Raw genomic sequence first — 19,467 nt, 5'->3', positions numbered from 1 at the left:
TTACTACTTGTAGGTAATAACGACTGTTTGGGGTTGTATAGTCAAGTAATTAAGTGCATGTGGTGGATGCCTTGGCAGTCAGAGGCGATGAAAGACGTAATAGCCTGCGATAAGCTCCGGGGAGGCGGCAAATATCCTTTGATCCGGAGATTTCTGAATGGGGGAACCCACCTACTATAAGGTAGGTATTGCAACATGAATACATAGTGTTGCAAGGCGAACGAGGGGAAGTGAAACATCTCAGTACCCTTAGGAAAAGAAATCAATTGAGATTCCCTCAGTAGCGGCGAGCGAACGGGGAAAAGCCCATTAAGTCATATCAGTTTTAGTGGAATGCTCTGGGAAGTGCAACCATAGTGGGTGATAGTCCTGTACACGAAAGGGCTGATATGATGATGTCGAGTAGGGCGAGGCACGTGAAACCTTGTCTGAATATGGGGGGACCATCCTCCAAGGCTAAATACTCCTGACTGACCGATAGTGAACCAGTACCGTGAGGGAAAGGCGAAAAGAACCCCTGTGAGGGGAGTGAAATAGATCCTGAAACCGCATGCATACAAGCAGTGGGAGCCGACTTGTTCGGTGACTGCGTACCTTTTGTATAATGGGTCAGCGACTTACATTCAGTAGCAAGGTTAACCGTATAGGGGAGCCGTAGAGAAATCGAGTCTTAATAGGGCGTTTAGTTGCTGGGTGTAGACCCGAAACCAGGCGATCTATCCATGAGCAGGTTGAAGGTTGGGTAACACTAACTGGAGGACCGAACCCACTGTCGTTGAAAAGCCAGGGGATGACTTGTGGATAGGGGTGAAAGGCTAATCAAGCCTGGTGATAGCTGGTTCTCCCCGAAAGCTATTTAGGTAGCGCCTCGGACGAATACCATAGGGGGTAGAGCACTGTTTCGGCTAGGGGGTCATCCCGACTTACCAAACCGATGCAAACTCCGAATACCTATGAGTACTATCCGGGAGACAGACTGCGGGTGCTAACGTCCGTAGTCAAGAGGAAAACAATCCAGACCGCCAGCTAAGGCCCCAAAATCATAGTTAAGTGGGAAACGATGTGGGAAGGCATAGACAGCTAGGAGGTTGGCTTAGAAGCAGCCACCCTTTAAAGAAAGCGTAATAGCTCACTAGTCGAGTCGGCCTGCGCGGAAGATGTAACGGGGCTAAAACTATGTGCCGAAGCTGCGGATTTGACATTAGTCAAGTGGTAGGGGAGCGTTCTGTAAGCCGATGAAGGTGTATTGAGAAGTATGCTGGAGGTATCAGAAGTGCGAATGCTGACGTGAGTAACGACAAAACGGGTGAAAAACCCGTTCGCTGAAAGACCAAGGGTTCCAGTCCAACGTTAATCGGGGCTGGGTGAGTCGACCCCTAAGGCGAGGCCGAGAGGCGTAGTCGATGGGAAATTGGTTAATATTCCAATACTTCTGTGTAATGCGATGAGAGGACGGAGAAGGTTAAGTCAGCCTGGCGTTGGTTGTCCAGGTGGAAGGTTGTAGGCATGTATCTTAGGCAAATCCGGGGTACTCTATGCTGAGAACTGATAGCAAGCTGTACTTGTACAGTGAAGTGGCTGATACCATGCTTCCAGGAAAAGTCTCTAAGCTTCAGTTACACAGGAATCGTACCCGAAACCGACACAGGTGGTCAGGTCGAGTAGACCAAAGCGCTTGAGAGAACTCTGCTGAAGGAACTAGGCAAAATGGTACCGTAACTTCGGGAGAAGGTACGCTGCTGACGGTGATGGGACTTGCTCCCTGAGCTATTGGCAGCCACAGAAACCAGGCCGCTGCAACTGTTTATTAAAAACATAGCACTCTGCAAACACGAAAGTGGACGTATAGGGTGTGATGCCTGCCCGGTGCTGGAAGGTTAATTGATGGGGTTAGCGTAAGCGAAGCTCTTGATCGAAGCCCCAGTAAACGGCGGCCGTAACTATAACGGTCCTAAGGTAGCGAAATTCCTTGTCGGGTAAGTTCCGACCTGCACGAATGGCATAATGATGGCGGCGCTGTCTCCAGCAGAGGCTCAGTGAAATCGAAATCGCTGTGAAGATGCAGTGTACCCGCGGCTAGACGGAAAGACCCCGTGAACCTTTACTGCAGCTTGACATTGAACTTTGACCTTACTTGTGTAGGATAGGTGGGAGGCTTTGAAGTTGGAACGCCAGTTCCAATGGAGCCGTCCTTGAAATACCACCCTGGTAATGTTGAGGTTCTAACTCTGTCCCGTTATCCGGGACGAGGACCATGTCTGGTGGGTAGTTTGACTGGGGCGGTCTCCTCCTAAAGAGTAACGGAGGAGTACGAAGGTGCGCTCAGCGTGGTCGGAAATCACGCGTAGAGTATAAAGGCAAAAGCGCGCTTAACTGCGAGACCCACAAGTCGAGCAGGTACGAAAGTAGGTCTTAGTGATCCGGTGGTTCTGTATGGAAGGGCCATCGCTCAACGGATAAAAGGTACTCTGGGGATAACAGGCTGATACCGCCCAAGAGTTCATATCGACGGCGGTGTTTGGCACCTCGATGTCGGCTCATCTCATCCTGGGGCTGAAGCAGGTCCCAAGGGTATGGCTGTTCGCCATTTAAAGAGGTACGCGAGCTGGGTTTAGAACGTCGTGAGACAGTTCGGTCCCTATCTACCGTGGGCGCTGGAAATTTGAGAGGATCTGCTCCTAGTACGAGAGGACCAGAGTGGACGAACCTCTGGTGTACCGGTTGTGACGCCAGTCGCATCGCCGGGTAGCTATGTTCGGAAGGGATAACCGCTGAAAGCATCTAAGCGGGAAGCCTACCTCAAGATAAGATTTCCCTAGGACTTTATGTCCTCTAAAGAGCCGTTCGAGACTAGGACGTTGATAGGTTGGATGTGGAAGCATAGTGATATGTGAAGCTGACCAATACTAATTGCTCGTGAGGCTTGACTATACAACACCCAAGCAGTTGTATGTAAAGCTTATAATCGATTCATAAAAGATCAGTTAAACCTGATCTGAAACAAAAAACTTGATTTAGTGAAAGCTAGAACATAAAATTCGACTCAGTTAACTAATCCGTTAATAACTCATTTGGTACAAAGTACGGTAGCAATAAGATCATAGGATCTGAGCATAAAACCCGAACAAGTCCATAAACAGTTGTGCTGGCGACAATAGCAAGAGTGAACCACCTGATCCCTTCCCGAACTCAGAAGTGAAACCTCTTAGCGCTGATGGTAGTGTGGGGTTACCCATGTGAGAGTAAGTCATCGCCAGCTCATTAATTCAAACACCCCCTTCTATACAGAAGGGGGTGTTTTTTTATATGGAAAATAATGAATAGATGAATGAGATATAATTGGATACATTACATAAGACGAATCTATAAGAATGAATTCAGTTAATATATTCGATTCACTGCCAAAAGATCTAAGTGTAGAAGTATAAGAATAGAGCGTATTGTTTCTAAAGGACATAGCTCTCCTGATAAAGGTTGGTATGATCAGGATGAGAATGAATGGGTCATGGTTGTTGAAGGGAAAGCAACACTAGAATTTGAGGACGGTTCAAAACGTGAGTTGTCCACGGGCGATTACATCAATATTCCTGCACACGTTAAACACAAAGTGGTTCAGACAGATCCTAACCAAATCACTATCTGGCTTGCTATTTTTTATAAATCTTAAGAGATCATATAATACATTGTTAATCAGATTCTTATCTGGTTGAAGTATGTGATTGTCCTTGAATCTATATAGATGTCTGTAAAGATTTAAGCTTTAATAGGAGATTGAAACGTTAAAATAAAAAGGTAAATCTAATGGAACTTAATTCTTTTACTCCTATTCCTGAAAATGATGATGAACTCCATCTTCCAGAACTGGTTTACTGGTCATCTTTGGGTGATGTGGAGCAAGTCGAGCAGTTGTTATTGGATGGCGCTGATCCAAATCAGACAGATGAAGAGGGCTATAGTGCACTACAAGCTGCGGCGGAGAATGATCATTTAGATGTGGTTAAATTACTCGTGAGTAAGGGAGCAAGAATCGATCATCGTTCAGAATATACCGCACTTGAATTGGCTGAAATGGCTGAAAATAAAGATGTTATTGCATATTTAAAAAGTTTGTAAATATAGCTTTATGATCAAAGCCCATCTTAAGTTGGGCTTTTAAATACTTAAAACCAAATTTTAGAGTGAATCTTTAAGTTTATCTTCATGCTGCTTCACTTGTTTGGCATATTTTTTCCCTTGGTGGCGCATTTTCCAACTCGACTCATAGCCTGTAGGTCCAACATTATAATAGGCAAGGGCTTTTTTCCAACTCCCAGCAGATTGATTATATTTGGCTAAAATATAGGTACCGCAATTGATATTATTGGCTTCTTCAAATAAATCACCAGGGCAATTTTGTTGCCAATATATCGGCATAATTTGAGTTAATCCCACAGCACCAGCGGGTGAAACTGCATAGTTACGATAACTTGACTCTTGCCGAATCATGGCAGCAATCAGTAAAGGATCGACCTGATGTAATTCTGCACTTTGCACAATCATCGGTGCAACGCGGTTTGCTGTGATTGAGTCAACGGCATATGCCTTTTGAATACCAGTAGATAGCTTTGCTGCACGTTTTTCTAAAGAGCCAGCGCCTAAACCTGAACAGCCTGTGATCATGAAGATACTTAACGCAATAATGCCGAATTTTATTCCGGTTGATGGTTTCAATATAGCTAAATGGTTTAGAGAGGGCACGTGCAACAAAATAAAATTCCTGATGTGATTAAAATATTTAAGATGTTAGGTAGTGCAATATAGGGAGTCAATACGAGTTATTTTAAGGAATAGAAGCATTCTGTAATGTTTATCCGATTTGGTTTATTTAGATTCTGAATTCTACTGTTGGTATAAAAGAAAAGCCCAATCATCCTGACAGGGCTTTCCTGTATAAGGTTTGATGTAATCAACTCCTGTCAATTACGATGCTTCCTGCAATCTTTGTTATTATTTAAAGAAACTTCCTGTCTCTCTATGTTTTTAGAATAAAAGGAAATAAGGAATGTATATAGACGTAAAAATCGTTGTTCTCTGTAAGCAAAAACATACACAAAGAATTTGAATATTGAGGTGCTTATGCAAAATAAAAAGCCTGTATGGTCAGTTCGGGCTGAGCAACCTAAAGATGTTGATCACATCGAAGACTTGACGATTAAGGCATTTGAATCGGCTGCTTATAGCGATCATCATGAGCAATTTATCCTGTGTGCATTACGGCAGTCAGGACAACTCAGTATTTCTCTAGTTGCCGAACTTGATGGGCAGATCATTGGACATGTTGCGATTTCTCCTGTGCGAATTTCATCAGGTAAAGAAGGTTGGTATGGTTTAGGTCCAGTTTCAGTTTTACCTGAATTTCAGAGGCAAGGCATCGGTCGAGATTTAATTGAAACTGCTTTGTCCCAATTAAAAAAGCAGCATGCAAAAGGGTGTGTGGTGTTGGGAGAGCCTGATTATTATGCTCGGTTTGGCTTTCGGCCCCTGAGTCAATTGGTACTGGAAGGAGTGCCTGCCGAGTATTTTCAAGCACTTGCATTTGAAAATGAAATTCCACAAGGCTATGTTCAATATCATGCCAGTTTTAATGCTGCATCTTAACTGGATAGATGGGCAAATAAAAAAGCTGAATGTGAACATTCAGCTTTTTTAGGGGGAACTTCAGAAATTAGAAATGTGCATTTAAACCAATATAAGGACCTTTGAAGTCAAGTTTAATGTCATTACGGTTATAGTCATCTAAATCAACAGTGAAAATTCGGTAACCTGCTTTTACACCAACATCGACGAGCATGTTATCAATAAAATTGTATTGAATTTCTGCCAAAGCATCTGTTAACTGCGCATCATCAAAGTTGCTATAGGTTAGTTCTGCTTTCGCACTTAAACCTGTAAATGGCAATTTTCCGCCGACTGTACCGTAAATAATCGGATAGGTTTCATCAATACTGGTACGTTGTCCTGCAAAATTGGTGATATCACCATTCAAAGTGGTCGCACCTGCACCAATATCCAGATCAACAACATTGTCTAAAATTTCGTAATAGAGAATGAAGTCAGCGTGATCAAGGTTAACTGCATAATTAGATTGCCCTGCAACACTTTTCTCTGTTTGAGTGTCTAAATTAACATAGCGTATTTTGGCATTTGGAATAATTGGAACTGGGTGTTCTAAAGCGACAGAAAATTGGACTGCACCTTCATTGTCTAGTTTTTCCTTTGAAAAAGGGGCTGTATTATTCATTTCGGCATGACCATCATATGCCCAATAGCTGATATCGCCTTTAAGTGCGACTAAATCTGCTTGAGCTAAGCCGCTCAAACCTACGCCTAATGCTAATAATCCTGCTTGTGCTACTTTCATGCTTTTATCCTAAATTGTGTTGTGTGTTTGTGTTAAAAAAAGGTTAAAACAAGAGCTATTCGGTTGTATTTCAGAGCATGATATAGCGATGCGAAAAAAGAAACAGTAGTCAAAGTGCTTTTTTACATAAAAGTTCAGAGAATGACGAATCTGTTAGAAGCAGATTTCTGATTTAGGTATAAAAATGATTGTGAGTGACAAACATCTTTATAGATTTTGAATTTTACTTTGGTTGAACTGAGCTAGAGTTTTGTGGGAGATTTAACATAAAACTTAATTAAATCATAAATTTATTTTAAAATTTGGAGTTTGGTGTGTGATTATGATGCTAAATCACTGTACTCAACTAAAAAATTTTTAGATAGATAAAATGTAGGCACAAAATAATCAATAAATTAAGGGAATTTTCCATTATTTTAAAAATCTTGCATTTTGGGCTTTGTTAATCTATTTTAAAAAATATGATAAAAAAAGAGCTATATTTTGATCAATTGATTAAAAATAGAATACAAAAGGACGAACTTTCATCCAGAAATTACAGCAAAAAATAACAAAAGTGAGTATTGTTCAATGATTAAGAGGTGAAAACAATCCGAAAGACTTTAACCAAGATTTTGTGTGCATTTCATCTGTTTGCAATTTAGAACGAAACACCCAAAAGGTGGAAGCTAAATCAAACAACAAAAATATTTTTGAATGGTACTTTTTTGCTAGCCATATTAATCCGTATAACAAGCAGCAATAAAAGTTACCCCAAGATTTAGGTGTGTTTCATGGCAGATTCTCGTGAAAACTGGACGTCACGATCTGGTTTTATTATTGCAGCTGTTGGTTCGGCTGTTGGTTTAGGTAATATTTGGCGTTTCCCCTACGTTGCTTATGAAAACGGTGGCGGTGCGTTCCTTATTCCTTATTTACTTGCATTAATTACTGCAGGGTTACCACTGTTATTTTTAGACTATGCTGTCGGGCATCGTAGCAATAACTCTCCACCAAAAGCGTATCGCGCTTTATTTAAAGGAGGTGAAACGCTCGGTTGGTGGCAAGTCTGTGTGTGTATCATTATTGGCTTGTACTATGCCAGCGTACTCACTTGGGCAGGAAGTTATGTTTACTTCTCGATTGGCCAAGCCTGGGGCAATGATCCAGAAAGCTTCTTCTTCAATACTTATTTACAAACCACAAAGGCAACAGGCTTAGATTTACAGTTTGTTAGTCATTTGTTTTGGCCAATTGTAGGTATTTGGGCACTGACTCTGATCATCTTGTTTGGTGGTGTAAAGAAAGGGGTTGAACTGTCGAATAAAATCTTTATGCCTTTGCTATTCGTATTGTTCACTTTCTTGGTGATTCAAGCTTTACGTTTACCAGGTGCAGCTCAAGGTTTAAACGCATTCTTTACCCCGAACTGGTCTGCAATGATGGACTATAAGGTATGGTTAGCAGCATACGGTCATACCTTCTTCTCACTTTCAGTGGGTTTCGGGATCATGGTGACTTATTCATCTTATTTAAAACCGAAAACTAACTTAACGGGTTCTGGCTTGATTGTTGGTTTTGCCAATGCATCAACTGAAATCTTGGCGGGTATTGGTATTTTTGCTGCATTGGGCTTTATGGCACATGCTGCGGGTACAGATGTTAAAGATGTCGTGAGTGGTGGTATTGGTCTTGCTTTCATTGCCTTCCCGAAAATTATTTCGAGCTTGGGTGCTGGTGCAGATTTATTTGGTTTTCTATTTTTTTCCTCGCTATTTGTAGCAGGTATTTCTTCTATGGTGAGTATTTTGGAAGTTCCAATTGCAGCCATGCAAGACAAATTAAAATGGAGCCGTCCAAAAGCTGTATCGATTATTGGTGGTGGTAGCGCGCTAGTTTCGATCTTTTTATTCTCTAGCGTAAATGCGATTAAGTTGGTAGATATCATTGACCACTTTATCAACAACATCGGAATTATCGGTGGTGCTTTAATATCGATTATCAGTATTGCATGGTTTAAGCGTTCTGCGCTGATTGAGCTCCGTGATCATGTGAACCGCATTTCAACCATTCAGTTGGGCAAGGGCTGGGACTTTACTTTAACAGTCATTACGTCTTTCATCTTGTTAACGACTTTGACCATGACTATTTTTAACCTAGTTCAAAATGGTTATGATACTTATAGTATGAGCTTACAAGGCGTATTTGGATGGGGCAGTGTAATTTTCTGCGCTGTGGTTGCCGTTATCCTCAGTAAAATCAAAGATCGCTAGGAGAAGCAGAATGAATACTAAAGCTATCATAATGATGATTATCTCAATGGTATTTCTCTGGGGCGGGTTGGCATTGTCGATTCTCCATTTGATGAAAAACCCTGAAGAATTGGATGAAGTGCTGGACGAAGTAAAAGATCAGCACACGTTGTAAATAATTTGTTTCAGTAAATACTAAGTATATGCAAATGAAAGCCATTATCATTTAAGATAATGGCTTTCTTATTTAGAGCATCACTTTATGGACACCTTATTACCGCATCAGGTGTGGGTTGCATTTGGCGTGACCTTGCTTGCAGGACTGGCGACAGTTCTGGGCGGTATTTTGGTTGTATTCTTTAAACAGCCGAGTTATCGCTTTCTCTCGTTTGGATTGGCATTTTCCGCAGGGGCGATGATTTATGTTTCTTTGACAGAAATTTTAAATAAATCCATTCATTCTTTTAGTCTGGCTTTTGATGATAAAACGGGCTATGCCTTTGGGACTTTATCATTATTGCTGGGTGTGGTTTTAGTTTTAATTCTCGACCGTTGTATTCCCAACCCTCATGAAACCATTGAAAACCAAAGTGTGCAGGGCATTAATCAACAACAATTATTACGGACAGGATTACTGACTTTATTCGCAATTACGGCACATAACTTGCCAGAGGGTTTAGCGACTTTTTTTGCGACTTTAGAAAGTCCCGCACTTGGGGCACCGCTTGCGGTAGCGATTGGTATTCATAATATTCCTGAAGGAATTGCGATTGCTTTGCCAGTCTATATGGCAACTCAGAAAAAAAGTGCAGCATTAATTGCCAGTCTGGTCTCGGGGCTTGCTGAACCTTTAGGTGCAATGCTTGGTTATTTTCTTTTGGCACCGTATTTAAGTTTTAGTGTGTATGGCACCGTATTTGGCATTATTGGTGGGGTGATGGTGTATTTGGCCTTAGATGAACTACTCCCGACGGCCAAAAAATATGCGCAAGGGCATGAAACAGTCTATGGTTTAGTTACAGGTATGGCATGTTTGGCACTGAGTCTGGTGATGTTTAAGTATGTGAGTTAGCTTGGAGAGTGAAAAACAGAAACGAGCGTTTCTGTTTTCCTGAAAAGTTTTAGGCAGTTTTTTCGATTAAGCAATAATAAAAACCGTCGCCATGCCCTATTTGTGGGAACAATTGACGACCATGAATCTGCTCAATCCCCCAATCAGCATTAATTTTAATTTCTTTCGCATCAGTGTGTTTGGCAAAGAAATCGACCATTTGCTGTTCATTTTCTGCTTTTAAAATTGAACAGGTAATGTATAGCAATGTGCCGCCCACTTTGAGTTGTTGCCACATGTTTTCAAGAATTTTCTTTTGTAGCTCAACTGTTTGGGCAATATCACTTGATTGACGTAGTAAACGAATATCTGGATGGCGACGGATCACGCCAATTGCTGAACAAGGTGCATCGAGGACGATACAATCTGCAAGTTCAGGTGATGTCCATTTCACAGCATCGGCTGTAATAATTTCTACAGACTCTTCGCTTAAAGCTAAACGTTCTAAGTTTTCAGCGACACGTTTTAGGCGTTTTTCATCTTGGTCGAGGGCAATCAGTTTTTTCGGCTGATATTTCTCTAAAATATGTGCTGTTTTGCCTCCAGGTGCTGCACAGGCATCAATCACAAATTTGCCATTTAAGTCGGGCAACAAGGTTGCACAGAGTTGTGCATGTTCATCCTGTACTGAAAAACCACCCGCTTCAAAACCAGGAAGGCTAGGCACATGAATACTCTCATCGAGCACAATCCCGACATTAGAAAGTTCACATGCATGTGCTTCAATGCCTTCATCTTCTAAGATTTCTAAATATTCGTCACGGCTGACCTGTAAGGTATTGACGCGCAAGGTTAGGGGGGCAACTTGTTTTAGTTCATAGCTGATTTCAGCCAGTTGCTCCCCCCAGTCTTTTTTCAAACGTTTGGATAACCAGCTTGGCAAATTCGATGCTTGCTCTAAAACATCGTAGAACTGTTCTGTTTCTCGGGTTGCACGACGCAAAATGGCGTTGACCACACCGCTTAAGCTTTCCATACCCAATTGTTTTGCTGCATCTACCGTTTCAGAAATAGCCGCATGCGCTGCAACGCGGGTACACAGCAATTGGTATAAACCTACGTATAAACAGGTTTCAACCACTTGATTTTCAAGTGGTTTAGACAGCAATGGTAACGTCACTTGTTTCAGTGCGTGCCATTGGCGTAAACAGCCAAGAACTAATTCATGGTACAAGGCACGGTCTTTGTCGGACACAATGGCCATGTGTTGTTGAAGCACCGATGCCAGTGATTGACCATTTTGGACAGCCAATAACGTTTTAACAACCTGAGCACGTAAGTTTAAAGTCTTACCTGAGGCGTGGGGAGATTGTTTCATTATAAAATTTGTCCAATATTCAGTTTTTGGGTTTGTAAAATTTGTATAGCATTCAGTGGCTTACCGCCTGGCCATTGTAAAGTTGTGAGTATGATGACGGTATGATTAGCACAGGCAACATGTACACCGTGTTTATCAATGGCAATAATTTCACCCACTTGGGTCTTTTCTGTCGTTTCATTTGATAAGACGGAATTCCAAACTCTTAAGTTATTTTGCTCATCGAGTGGAATAAATGCCACGGGCCAAGGGTTAAAAGCACGGATATTACGGTCAATGCTTATCGCATCTTGTGACCAATCAATTTGCGCTTCAGCTTTACTGAGTTTATGTGCATAGACCGTGAACGCTTCATCTTGTACTTCACGCTCGGCTAAATATTGCTGTAAGGTTTGTTCAGAGTGCAACACGGCAACAATTGCTTCTGCCCCTTGCAGCGCTAATTTGTCATGCAATGAGGCTGAGGTATCGGTCGCCTCAATCGGACAGTAAGTCTTGTACATCATGTCGCCCGTATCTAGGCCTGCCGCCATTTTCATAATGGTGACACCCGTTTCAGCATCTCCTGTGGCAATTGCACGTTGAATCGGTGCAGCACCACGCCAACGCGGTAACAATGAACCATGAATATTCAGGCAGCCATATTTGGGGGTATCGAGTACCACTTGAGGCAAGATGAGGCCATAAGCGGCAACCACCATCACATCGGCATTTAAATCTTTTAATTGTTGTTGTGCAGCTAGGCCTTCCTCAGTGGAAGATTTGAAGTGTAAAGGTTGATATACGGGTAAATCATGTTCCAATGCCAACTGTTTGACTGCTGAAGCAGTCAGTTTTTGACCACGACCCGCTTTGCGGTCAGGTTGGGTGTATACCGCAACAATTTCATGTTCTGTTTTGAGTAACGCTGCCAAAGCACATGCAGCAAATTCAGGTGTACCGGCAAAGATGATTTTCACACATCAAATTCCATAGAAACTTGCGTCTATTATATGTCAAAAGCAACGCCAAGCCGAATCTACAATATGCGCTGTAACAATCATGGGATTGGTTGAATATGCGATGCAAAAAATAGCAAGGGTATCGGTGTTTGAAAACTTTTAGTTATGCAAAATTAAAAAAATATTCATGAAAGTTTTGTATTTAATCTGCTGTGTTCGGTTTATAGTAGTTTCATTAAAGCTTTCTTTGAGATCATGTGTCGGAATATAGCCTGTGTTGTTTGAATGCAGGAAAGTTGAATGCTGGTTGTCTGTTAAACACTTCGCTGTAGTATGATGTTGCCTATATTTCGACTGATTCTAGATGATCCATCAGTCTTATTTAGCCAGAGTGAATCGCAGATTCATATCAAGCACAAACTTTGTTGGAAACGCAAATGCCTGATTATCGTTCAAAAACATCAACACATGGAAGAAATATGGCTGGCGCACGTGGTTTATGGCGTGCAACAGGTATGAAAGATGAAGATTTTGGCAAACCGATTATTGCGGTGGTCAACTCTTTTACTCAATTTGTTCCTGGTCATGTGCATCTTAAAGACTTAGGTCAACTTGTGGCACGTCAAATTGAAGCGTCAGGCGGTGTAGCAAAAGAATTTAATACCATTGCAGTCGATGATGGGATTGCGATGGGACATGATGGCATGTTGTATTCATTGCCTTCACGTGACTTAATTGCAGACTCTGTAGAATACATGGTCAATGCGCATTGTGCTGATGCCATGGTGTGTATTTCGAACTGTGACAAAATCACCCCAGGCATGTTGATGGCTTCTATGCGCCTGAACATTCCTGTGGTGTTTGTCTCTGGCGGGCCGATGGAAGCGGGTAAAGTCAAAATCCGTGGCAATGAACATGCGATTGACCTTGTCGATGCCATGATTGTTGCGGCAGATGACAGCTTCACCGATGAAGAAGTGGCTGCATACGAACGTTCAGCTTGTCCAACGTGTGGTTCATGTTCAGGCATGTTCACGGCAAACTCAATGAACTGTTTAACCGAAGCGTTGGGCCTATCGCTTCCAGGTAACGGCTCAACTTTGGCGACACATGCAAATCGTAAAAAATTATTTGAAAAAGCAGGTCAGTTGATTGTTGAACTGGCAAAACGCCATTATGAGCAAGAAGATTACAGCATTCTTCCACGTTCTATCGCGACCAAAGCAGCCTTTGAAAATGCCATGACCCTTGATATTTCAATGGGGGGGTCAACCAATACCGTTCTTCACTTATTGGCTGCTGCGAATGAGGCAGAAGTTGACTTTACCATGACTGACATTGACCGTTTGTCACGTAAAGTGCCTGTTTTGTGTAAAGTTGCGCCTGCAAAACAAGATGTACATATGGAAGATGTCCACCGTGCAGGTGGTATCATGTCAATTTTGGGTGAATTAGACCGTGCAGGCTTGTTGGATACGTCTGTACCGACTGTGCATGAAAAAACCTTAAAAGATGCTTTGGATAAATGGGACATTATCCGTACAGAAGACGAAGAAGTGTATCAGTTCTTCCGTTCAGCACCAGGTGGTGTACCGACGCAAACTGCATTCTCACAAGACCGTTACTACTCTCGTTTAGATGGTGACCGTAACAACGGTGTTATTCGTAATGCTGAACATGCTTTCTCTCAAGATGGTGGTCTGGCTGTTCTTTACGGTAACATTGCCCTTGAAGGCTGTATTGTGAAAACAGCAGGTGTGGATGACTCCATCTTGAAATTCAACGGCACAGCACGTGTTTTTGAAAGCCAAGATACTGCGGTAGAAGCGATTCTAGGTGGGAAAATTACCGCAGGTGATGTGGTGGTAATTCGTTACGAAGGCCCACGTGGTGGTCCGGGGATGCAAGAAATGTTGTATCCAACCAGTTATTTAAAATCGAAAGGTTTAGGTAAAGATTGTGCCTTACTTACCGATGGTCGTTTCTCAGGTGGATCATCTGGTCTTTCTATTGGTCACGTTTCGCCTGAAGCCGCTGAAGGTGGTGCGATTGGTTTGGTTGAAGACGGTGACCGTATTGAAATTGATATTCCAAACCGTACGATTCACTTGGCTGTGGACGAAGCAACAATGGCAGCGCGCCGTGAAGTACAAGAAGCCAAAGGTTGGCAACCTGCTGAGCCGCGTCCGCGTAAAGTGTCTAAAGCCTTAAAAGCCTATGCGATGCATACTACCAGTGCTTCTAAAGGTGCGGTACGTGAAATTTAATTTGTAGTTTTTTACCGATTAGAAAGAGCACTCCATTTTGGGGTGCTTTTTATTTAAAAGTTATTGGTTCAGCACAATGGGATCTTAAAGGTGTAGCTCAAATTGCGGTTTATAACCTTCGGTTCGACCTACTTTTGTTTCGGCAAAAGTAGGCAAAACCATTGGTCATCCGCAAAACCTGTTTATTTTCGGCATCTAAAAGAATATCTTGAAAAAACAGTCCATTTAATAGGCAACTACTTCGTCTTGCGCTGCAAATAAAAGCAATGCTTTTATTCTTGCTCAGGTTGCGGATGACGTTTCCGTGTATCCAACAACAGGATAGATTCAGGATAAAAATATTAAGACTATTAAGAGATTAGCGGTTATTAACTCGAAAGCCTCATTGTACTTTCATGTATCGCTTACTTTCTATACACTAAAAATAGAAAAAATTGCCAAGACCGTAGAGCAATACGCAGCCACCGCCAAGGAAAAATACAATGAGTAAAGACAATATCCGCGAACATTCAGCGCCCGTTTATGAAGGCATCGAAAATGCGCCTGCACGCTCTATGATGCGTGCCACAGGCTTTAAAGATTCGGACTTTACTCGTCCTTTTGTCGGTATTGCTTCGACATGGGCCAATGTCACGCCGTGTAATATGCATATCAATGAGTTGGCACGTGAGGCTGAAAAAGGGGTCAATCAGGCAGGTGGGAAAGGCATTATTTTTAATACCATCACCATTTCAGATGGCATTTCTAACGGCACCGAAGGCATGAAGTATTCATTGCTGAGCCGTGAAATTATTGCAGATTCGATTGAAGCGGTAGTGGGCTGTCAGGCCTATGATGGCGTGATTGCGATTGGTGGTTGTGACAAAAATATGCCGGGTTGCATCATGGGCTTAGCCCGTTTAAACCGTCCGGGTTTGTTTGTTTATGGTGGTACGATTAAGCCGGGCGCAGGGCATACCGACATGATTTCAGTCTTTGAAGCTGTGGGTCAGCACGCCAAAGGTGAAATCAGTGCCATTCAAGTCAAACAGATTGAAGAAGTAGCACTACCGGGGCCGGGTTCTTGTGGCGGGATGTACACTGCAAACTCGATGGCTTCTGCGATTGAAGCTTTGGGCATGAGTTTACCGGGTTCATCGGCACAAGAAGCGGTTTCCGATGAGAAGCGGATCGACTGTCAGAAAGCAGGCGAAGCGGTGATGAATTTGTTGCGTTTAGATATTAAACCGCGCGATATCATGACTAAAGCCGCGTTTGAAAACTCAATTAAAGTGCTGATTGCCTTGGGCGGTTCGACCAATGGGGTGCTGCACTTACTGGCGATGGCACATACCGCTGGGGTTGAACTGAGTTTGGATGATTTTGTTCGTATCGGGCAAGATATTCCCGTAGTGGCAGATGTACGTCCTTCAGGTCAATATCTGATGTCAGAGCTGATTGCGATTGGAGGCATTCAACCACTGATGAAGCGGATGTTGGATGCTGGTATGCTCGATGGTTCATGTTTAACTGTGACAGGAAAGACCTTGGCGGAAAATTTAGCCGAGGTTGAAGACTACCCTGAAGGTCAACAGATTATCTTACCGTTTGATGCCCCGATTAAAAAAGACTCTCACTTGGTGGTGCTCAAGGGTAATTTGTCTCCAACAGGTGCTGTGGCTAAAATTACAGGCAAAGAAGGCTTGTATTTTGAAGGGCCAGCACGGGTCTTCGAAGGTGAAATTGGCGCCATGCGTGGCATTTTAGATGGTGAAGTTCAAGCAGGTGAAGTGGTGGTGATCCGTGGTGAAGGCCCTAAAGGCGGACCAGGTATGCCAGAAATGCTGAAACCGACTTCAGCGATTATTGGTAAAGGTCTGGGCAAATCTGTGGCACTGATTACCGATGGTCGTTTTTCTGGAGGCAGTCATGGTTTTGTAATTGGGCATGTGACCCCTGAAGCCTATGAAGGCGGACCAATTGGTCTTGTTCAGAATGGAGATCGTATCTCGATTAATGCCGAAACACGGGAAATGACTTGGCATGTTTCTGAACAAGAAATCGCTGCACGGCAAAACCGTTGGGTCAAGCCAAAACCGAATTATACCCACGGTGCGCTAGCGAAGTTTGCTAAACTGACCACTGGAGCCGAAAAGGGTGCAGTGACTGATTTAAATTTAGAACTGTAAGCTATCGGGAAGGATTGAACATTTTGTCTTGAATTATGTTACGTTTTGCTCAAGACTTATTGTATTTTAAGACATTCTGTTCACCATATTGGTCATTTTCTGCGGGTTGGAAACAACATCACTCGCTCTTTTTACATTAGAGGCAACTCATGTCACTGTTACGCCGTTGGTTTGATCCGATCCGATCGAGATGGTTTTATCAAAAACCAACTCGTCAAGAGGTATTGCCTACGGAGCATGGGCTCAATATTCATTTGCGTTTAGACGATGTTTATAGCTATTTGGCTGTGCAGCAGTTGCCACAATTAGAAGAAATTTTAAGTGATGAACTTAAACCCCTCAAAGTCATTATTTCCAGTCAAGCTCCCGAGCCACCGAATCACATGTCGGCGCAAGAATGGCAACACTATTGCTTGAACGATGCACAGATTTTATCGAAACAGCACCGATTCAGTTTCCACGAAACCCCTGAACAGCCGTCACAAGAAGCCTTGGCGCAGGCGGAAACTATTTTAAGAAATACTCCGCTACAAGGTCAGGATTTTCTCTATTTACTCGAAGATGTGTTTCATATGCTGTGGCAGAAGCAGTATGGCAAGTTGCGCACGTTATATGCCATGGCGAGTAAACATCATCAAGAACAGCACTTTCCAGAGCGGGTATTTAATGATGATGCCGTCCTTGCCAGTTATTTTGAATTTTCAGACCGTAAATATCATGCAGTAGATGATCTGCTGCGTCTAACCCGCCGTTTAAAGCAACAAAAATTACTGACAGGCAATCCGATTTTTCTCATCAATCATATTGAATGGCGCGAGCATTCAATTAGTGATGCAGAAGAACTAAATGAAATTCAAGCACTTGATCCAGAGTTAGATTTATATATTGCGTTAGAAGACCCAGTTTCATGGCTGTTATTGGCCTATATTAAAGAGGAATTGGCAGATTATTATAATATTCAGTTGACCGTGTACCCACTCAGTTATCATGGGCGAGACTGGTTTGACTGGAGCTTGGCAACCCGTTTATCTAAACGGACAGAAGTGGCATTTACCCCATTTTGTCGTCCGACCAAAGAAGCTACTTATGCGATGGCACAGCTATATTATCGTGTGCCTGAAGAGCAGCGGATTGCAGCCATGCACCGTATTTTGCAAGCGGTATGGACCCAAGGCAAAGATTTGTCCTTTAAGGCGCACTATCAAGAGCTACAACGCGAGTTGGGCTTAGAGTTGCAGGAAGTAAAGCAAGAGGATATTCAAGCCAAGTTGAAAGAAAACGATGTCCTGTGTGAAATGAAGTCACAACCTGATTTTCCTGTGCTCGAATTACGGATAGATGGGCAAAGTTATACCTTTAATAGCTTATATCGGGTCTGGATGATTGAAAGTATTTTCAGTAATGTGTTAGAAGAAAAATATAAAATTGAAAACGAAGCGGATTCCTCCAGCTTAACAACAGAAGATAAAACTAATGCAGAAAGAGAAATGTGAGTCGCTTGAGCAAGTTCGAGACAAAATTGATCTGATTGATCAGCACCTGATTGAATTAATTACGACCCGACAGTTTTATGTCGATCAGGCGGTGCGTTTTAAGCGCACTGAACATGAAGTGCAATCGCCAGAGCGGGTTGAACAGGTGATTGCCAAAGTTCGTCAACAGGCGGCACAACAGGGCACTGATCCAGACTTAATTGAACAGATTTATCGGGAAATGATTCAGCATTTTATTCGCCGTGAGCTCAAAGAAATTCGCCCATAAATCATTTTTTATTTAATTTTTCTTAAAATTTTAGCGTGCTAAATAGTGCGCTTAGGTTTATTTTGGGCTTAAAATTGAATAGCATATGTAATATTATAACATATCTATTTATTTGCTCATGTCTGCACTTTCTCAACGCCTACAGGCGATTGATGCACTGCGAGGTCTAGTCATTCTAATTATGATGGTCGACCACGTGCGTGAAACCTTTTATTTACACCATCAAGTTCTCGATCCAATGCGTATTGAGGAAACGGAAGCCAGTTTGTTCTTTAGCCGAATTTTGGCGCATTTGTGTGCTCCTGTTTTTGTCGTTTTGACGGGATTGTCGGCATATTTATATCAAGCGAAACACAACAGCTTGAGTATGACGCGAGAATTTTTGCTTAAACGTGGTTTATTTTTAGTGATACTTGAATTATTGGTGATCAATTTTGCATGGACAGGACAGTTCCCACCGCACGTGATTTATTTGCAAGTGATTTGGGCAATTGGGATCAGCATGATTGTTTTAGCACTGCTGATTGGGTTGCCACAGAGAATTTTGTGGTTGATTGCTGTATTGATTATTTTTGGGCATAACCTATTGGATCAGGTTTCTTTGCAACAAATGCCAATTTTACAGCCGATTTGGTTGATTTTACATGAGCGTGGTTGGATTGAATGGGGGGAATTCCTCAAACTTCGTACTTCTTATCCTGTACTGCCTTGGATTGGGGTGATTTTGCTGGGTTATTCTATTGGGGCAACTATTTTTCAAGCGCAGATGACGCCACAACGAAGAACGACATATTTATGGATATTTGGCTGTAGCAGCATTGTTGGATTTGTAATCCTGAGAATGTTGAATGTATATGGCGATAGGGCATGGTTAGAGATGTCGACGCCACTGCAAACTTTAATGAGTTTTTTTAACCTGACCAAGTATCCGCCGTCCTTATTGTTTATTTTATGGAATGTTGGCTTGGGGCTGTTACTGCTTGTAGCATTGGAAAAAGTGCAACAGCAGGCATGGGTGCATCCCTTAATTATTTATGGTTCAGTACCGATGTTCTTTTATATTGTGCATTTATTTGTTTTAAAACTACTGTATGTGGTTGCCGTGGCGCTTTGGGGACAGAATCATGGCGACTATTTTGGGGTAAATCAGGTCTCCACCCTTTGGTGGATTGCGATTATTCTGTGCATCGTGCTTTATCCATTGATGCGGTGGTTTTCTAAATTTAAGCATCAAAATAAGCAGATACCATTTTTAAAATATCTATAGTTT

General features: G+C 42.4%; 15 protein-coding genes and 2 rRNA genes. 13 read left to right on the top strand and 4 right to left on the bottom strand.

Annotated features, from left to right (window positions below):
- Positions 1-39 precede the first annotated feature (39 nt).
- The 4 genes from I593_RS00965 (at position 40) to I593_RS00950 (ending at position 4,113) form a co-directional block, all read left to right on the top strand.
- Positions 40-2,931: ribosomal RNA gene (locus I593_RS00965) — 23S ribosomal RNA — on the top strand.
- Between the two features lie 213 nt (positions 2,932-3,144).
- Positions 3,145-3,259 (top strand): 5S ribosomal RNA (gene rrf, locus I593_RS00960).
- Between the two features lie 246 nt (positions 3,260-3,505).
- Positions 3,506-3,667, top strand: a complete 162-nt coding sequence (locus tag I593_RS00955; RefSeq protein ID WP_016165728.1) for a cupin domain-containing protein — start codon at positions 3,506-3,508, stop codon at positions 3,665-3,667.
- Between the two features lie 134 nt (positions 3,668-3,801).
- Entirely contained in the window at positions 3,802-4,113 is a 312-nt protein-coding gene (locus I593_RS00950; RefSeq protein ID WP_016165727.1) for an ankyrin repeat domain-containing protein, read from the top strand.
- Positions 4,114-4,173: 60 nt separating this feature from the next.
- On the opposite strand, the gene I593_RS00945 is transcribed toward I593_RS00950, so the two are convergent.
- Positions 4,174-4,659, bottom strand: a complete 486-nt coding sequence (locus I593_RS00945; RefSeq protein WP_016165726.1) for a lytic transglycosylase domain-containing protein — start codon at positions 4,657-4,659, stop codon at positions 4,174-4,176.
- Between the two features lie 456 nt (positions 4,660-5,115).
- Between I593_RS00945 and I593_RS00940 the strand changes: the two genes are divergently transcribed.
- The gene (locus I593_RS00940; protein ID WP_016165725.1) at positions 5,116-5,637 is read left to right on the top strand and encodes a GNAT family N-acetyltransferase; all 522 of its coding nucleotides are present in this window, start codon (positions 5,116-5,118) and stop codon (positions 5,635-5,637) included.
- A gap of 67 nt (positions 5,638-5,704) precedes the next feature.
- Here I593_RS00940 and I593_RS00935 read toward each other — a convergent pair whose 3' ends face one another.
- On the bottom strand, positions 5,705-6,400 hold the full coding sequence (locus I593_RS00935) for a TIGR04219 family outer membrane beta-barrel protein (RefSeq protein ID WP_016165724.1): 696 nt from the start codon (positions 6,398-6,400) through the stop codon (positions 5,705-5,707).
- 773 nt (positions 6,401-7,173) lie between these two features.
- Between I593_RS00935 and I593_RS00930 the strand changes: the two genes are divergently transcribed.
- From I593_RS00930 to zupT, 3 genes are all read left to right on the top strand, one after another.
- Entirely contained in the window at positions 7,174-8,652 is a 1,479-nt protein-coding gene (locus I593_RS00930) for a sodium-dependent transporter (RefSeq protein WP_016165723.1), read from the top strand.
- A gap of 10 nt (positions 8,653-8,662) precedes the next feature.
- Positions 8,663-8,806, top strand: coding sequence for a methionine/alanine import family NSS transporter small subunit (locus tag I593_RS19855; RefSeq protein WP_016165722.1), 144 nt, complete (start codon positions 8,663-8,665; stop codon positions 8,804-8,806).
- A gap of 87 nt (positions 8,807-8,893) precedes the next feature.
- Positions 8,894-9,703: a zinc transporter ZupT gene (gene zupT / locus I593_RS00925; RefSeq protein ID WP_016165721.1), complete on the top strand. Its 810-nt coding sequence runs from the start codon at positions 8,894-8,896 to the stop codon at positions 9,701-9,703.
- A gap of 49 nt (positions 9,704-9,752) precedes the next feature.
- Here zupT and rsmB read toward each other — a convergent pair whose 3' ends face one another.
- Both rsmB and fmt read right to left on the bottom strand, forming a co-directional pair.
- Complete coding sequence (gene rsmB / locus I593_RS00920; protein ID WP_016165720.1) at positions 9,753-11,060, bottom strand: 16S rRNA (cytosine(967)-C(5))-methyltransferase RsmB; 1,308 nt, start codon at positions 11,058-11,060, stop codon at positions 9,753-9,755.
- A complete protein-coding gene (gene fmt, locus I593_RS00915) occupies positions 11,060-12,019 on the bottom strand; it encodes a methionyl-tRNA formyltransferase (RefSeq protein WP_016165719.1) in 960 nt (319 codons plus the stop codon). The genes rsmB and fmt overlap by 1 nt, the downstream gene beginning before the upstream one ends.
- A gap of 419 nt (positions 12,020-12,438) precedes the next feature.
- Here fmt and ilvD (I593_RS00910) point away from each other — a divergent pair, with 419 nt between their 5' ends.
- The 5 genes from ilvD (I593_RS00910) (at position 12,439) to I593_RS00890 (ending at position 19,464) form a co-directional block, all read left to right on the top strand.
- Positions 12,439-14,268 carry a dihydroxy-acid dehydratase gene (gene ilvD, locus I593_RS00910; RefSeq protein WP_026441151.1) on the top strand — a complete coding sequence of 610 codons (1,830 nt, stop codon included), beginning with the start codon at positions 12,439-12,441 and terminating at the stop codon, positions 14,266-14,268.
- A 482-nt stretch (positions 14,269-14,750) separates the two neighbouring features.
- The gene (gene ilvD / locus I593_RS00905; protein ID WP_016165717.1) at positions 14,751-16,436 is read left to right on the top strand and encodes a dihydroxy-acid dehydratase; all 1,686 of its coding nucleotides are present in this window, start codon (positions 14,751-14,753) and stop codon (positions 16,434-16,436) included.
- A 149-nt stretch (positions 16,437-16,585) separates the two neighbouring features.
- Positions 16,586-17,929 (top strand): thioredoxin domain-containing protein, encoded by a 1,344-nt coding sequence (locus I593_RS00900; protein WP_016165716.1) that lies wholly within the window; start codon positions 16,586-16,588, stop codon positions 17,927-17,929.
- Positions 17,910-18,197 carry a chorismate mutase gene (locus I593_RS00895; protein WP_016165715.1) on the top strand — a complete coding sequence of 96 codons (288 nt, stop codon included), beginning with the start codon at positions 17,910-17,912 and terminating at the stop codon, positions 18,195-18,197. Before I593_RS00900 ends, I593_RS00895 begins: the two co-directional genes overlap by 20 nt.
- Before the next feature lie 118 nt (positions 18,198-18,315).
- Entirely contained in the window at positions 18,316-19,464 is a 1,149-nt protein-coding gene (locus I593_RS00890) for an acetyltransferase domain-containing protein (protein ID WP_016165714.1), read from the top strand.
- The last annotated feature ends 3 nt before the right edge of the window (positions 19,465-19,467 follow it).

The organism is Acinetobacter tandoii DSM 14970 = CIP 107469 (assembly GCF_000400735.1).
Classification (GTDB): Bacteria; Pseudomonadota; Gammaproteobacteria; order Pseudomonadales; family Moraxellaceae; genus Acinetobacter; species Acinetobacter tandoii.
Note: the sequence above shows the minus strand (reverse complement) of the source record. Positions and strands in the feature narration are given on the sequence as shown.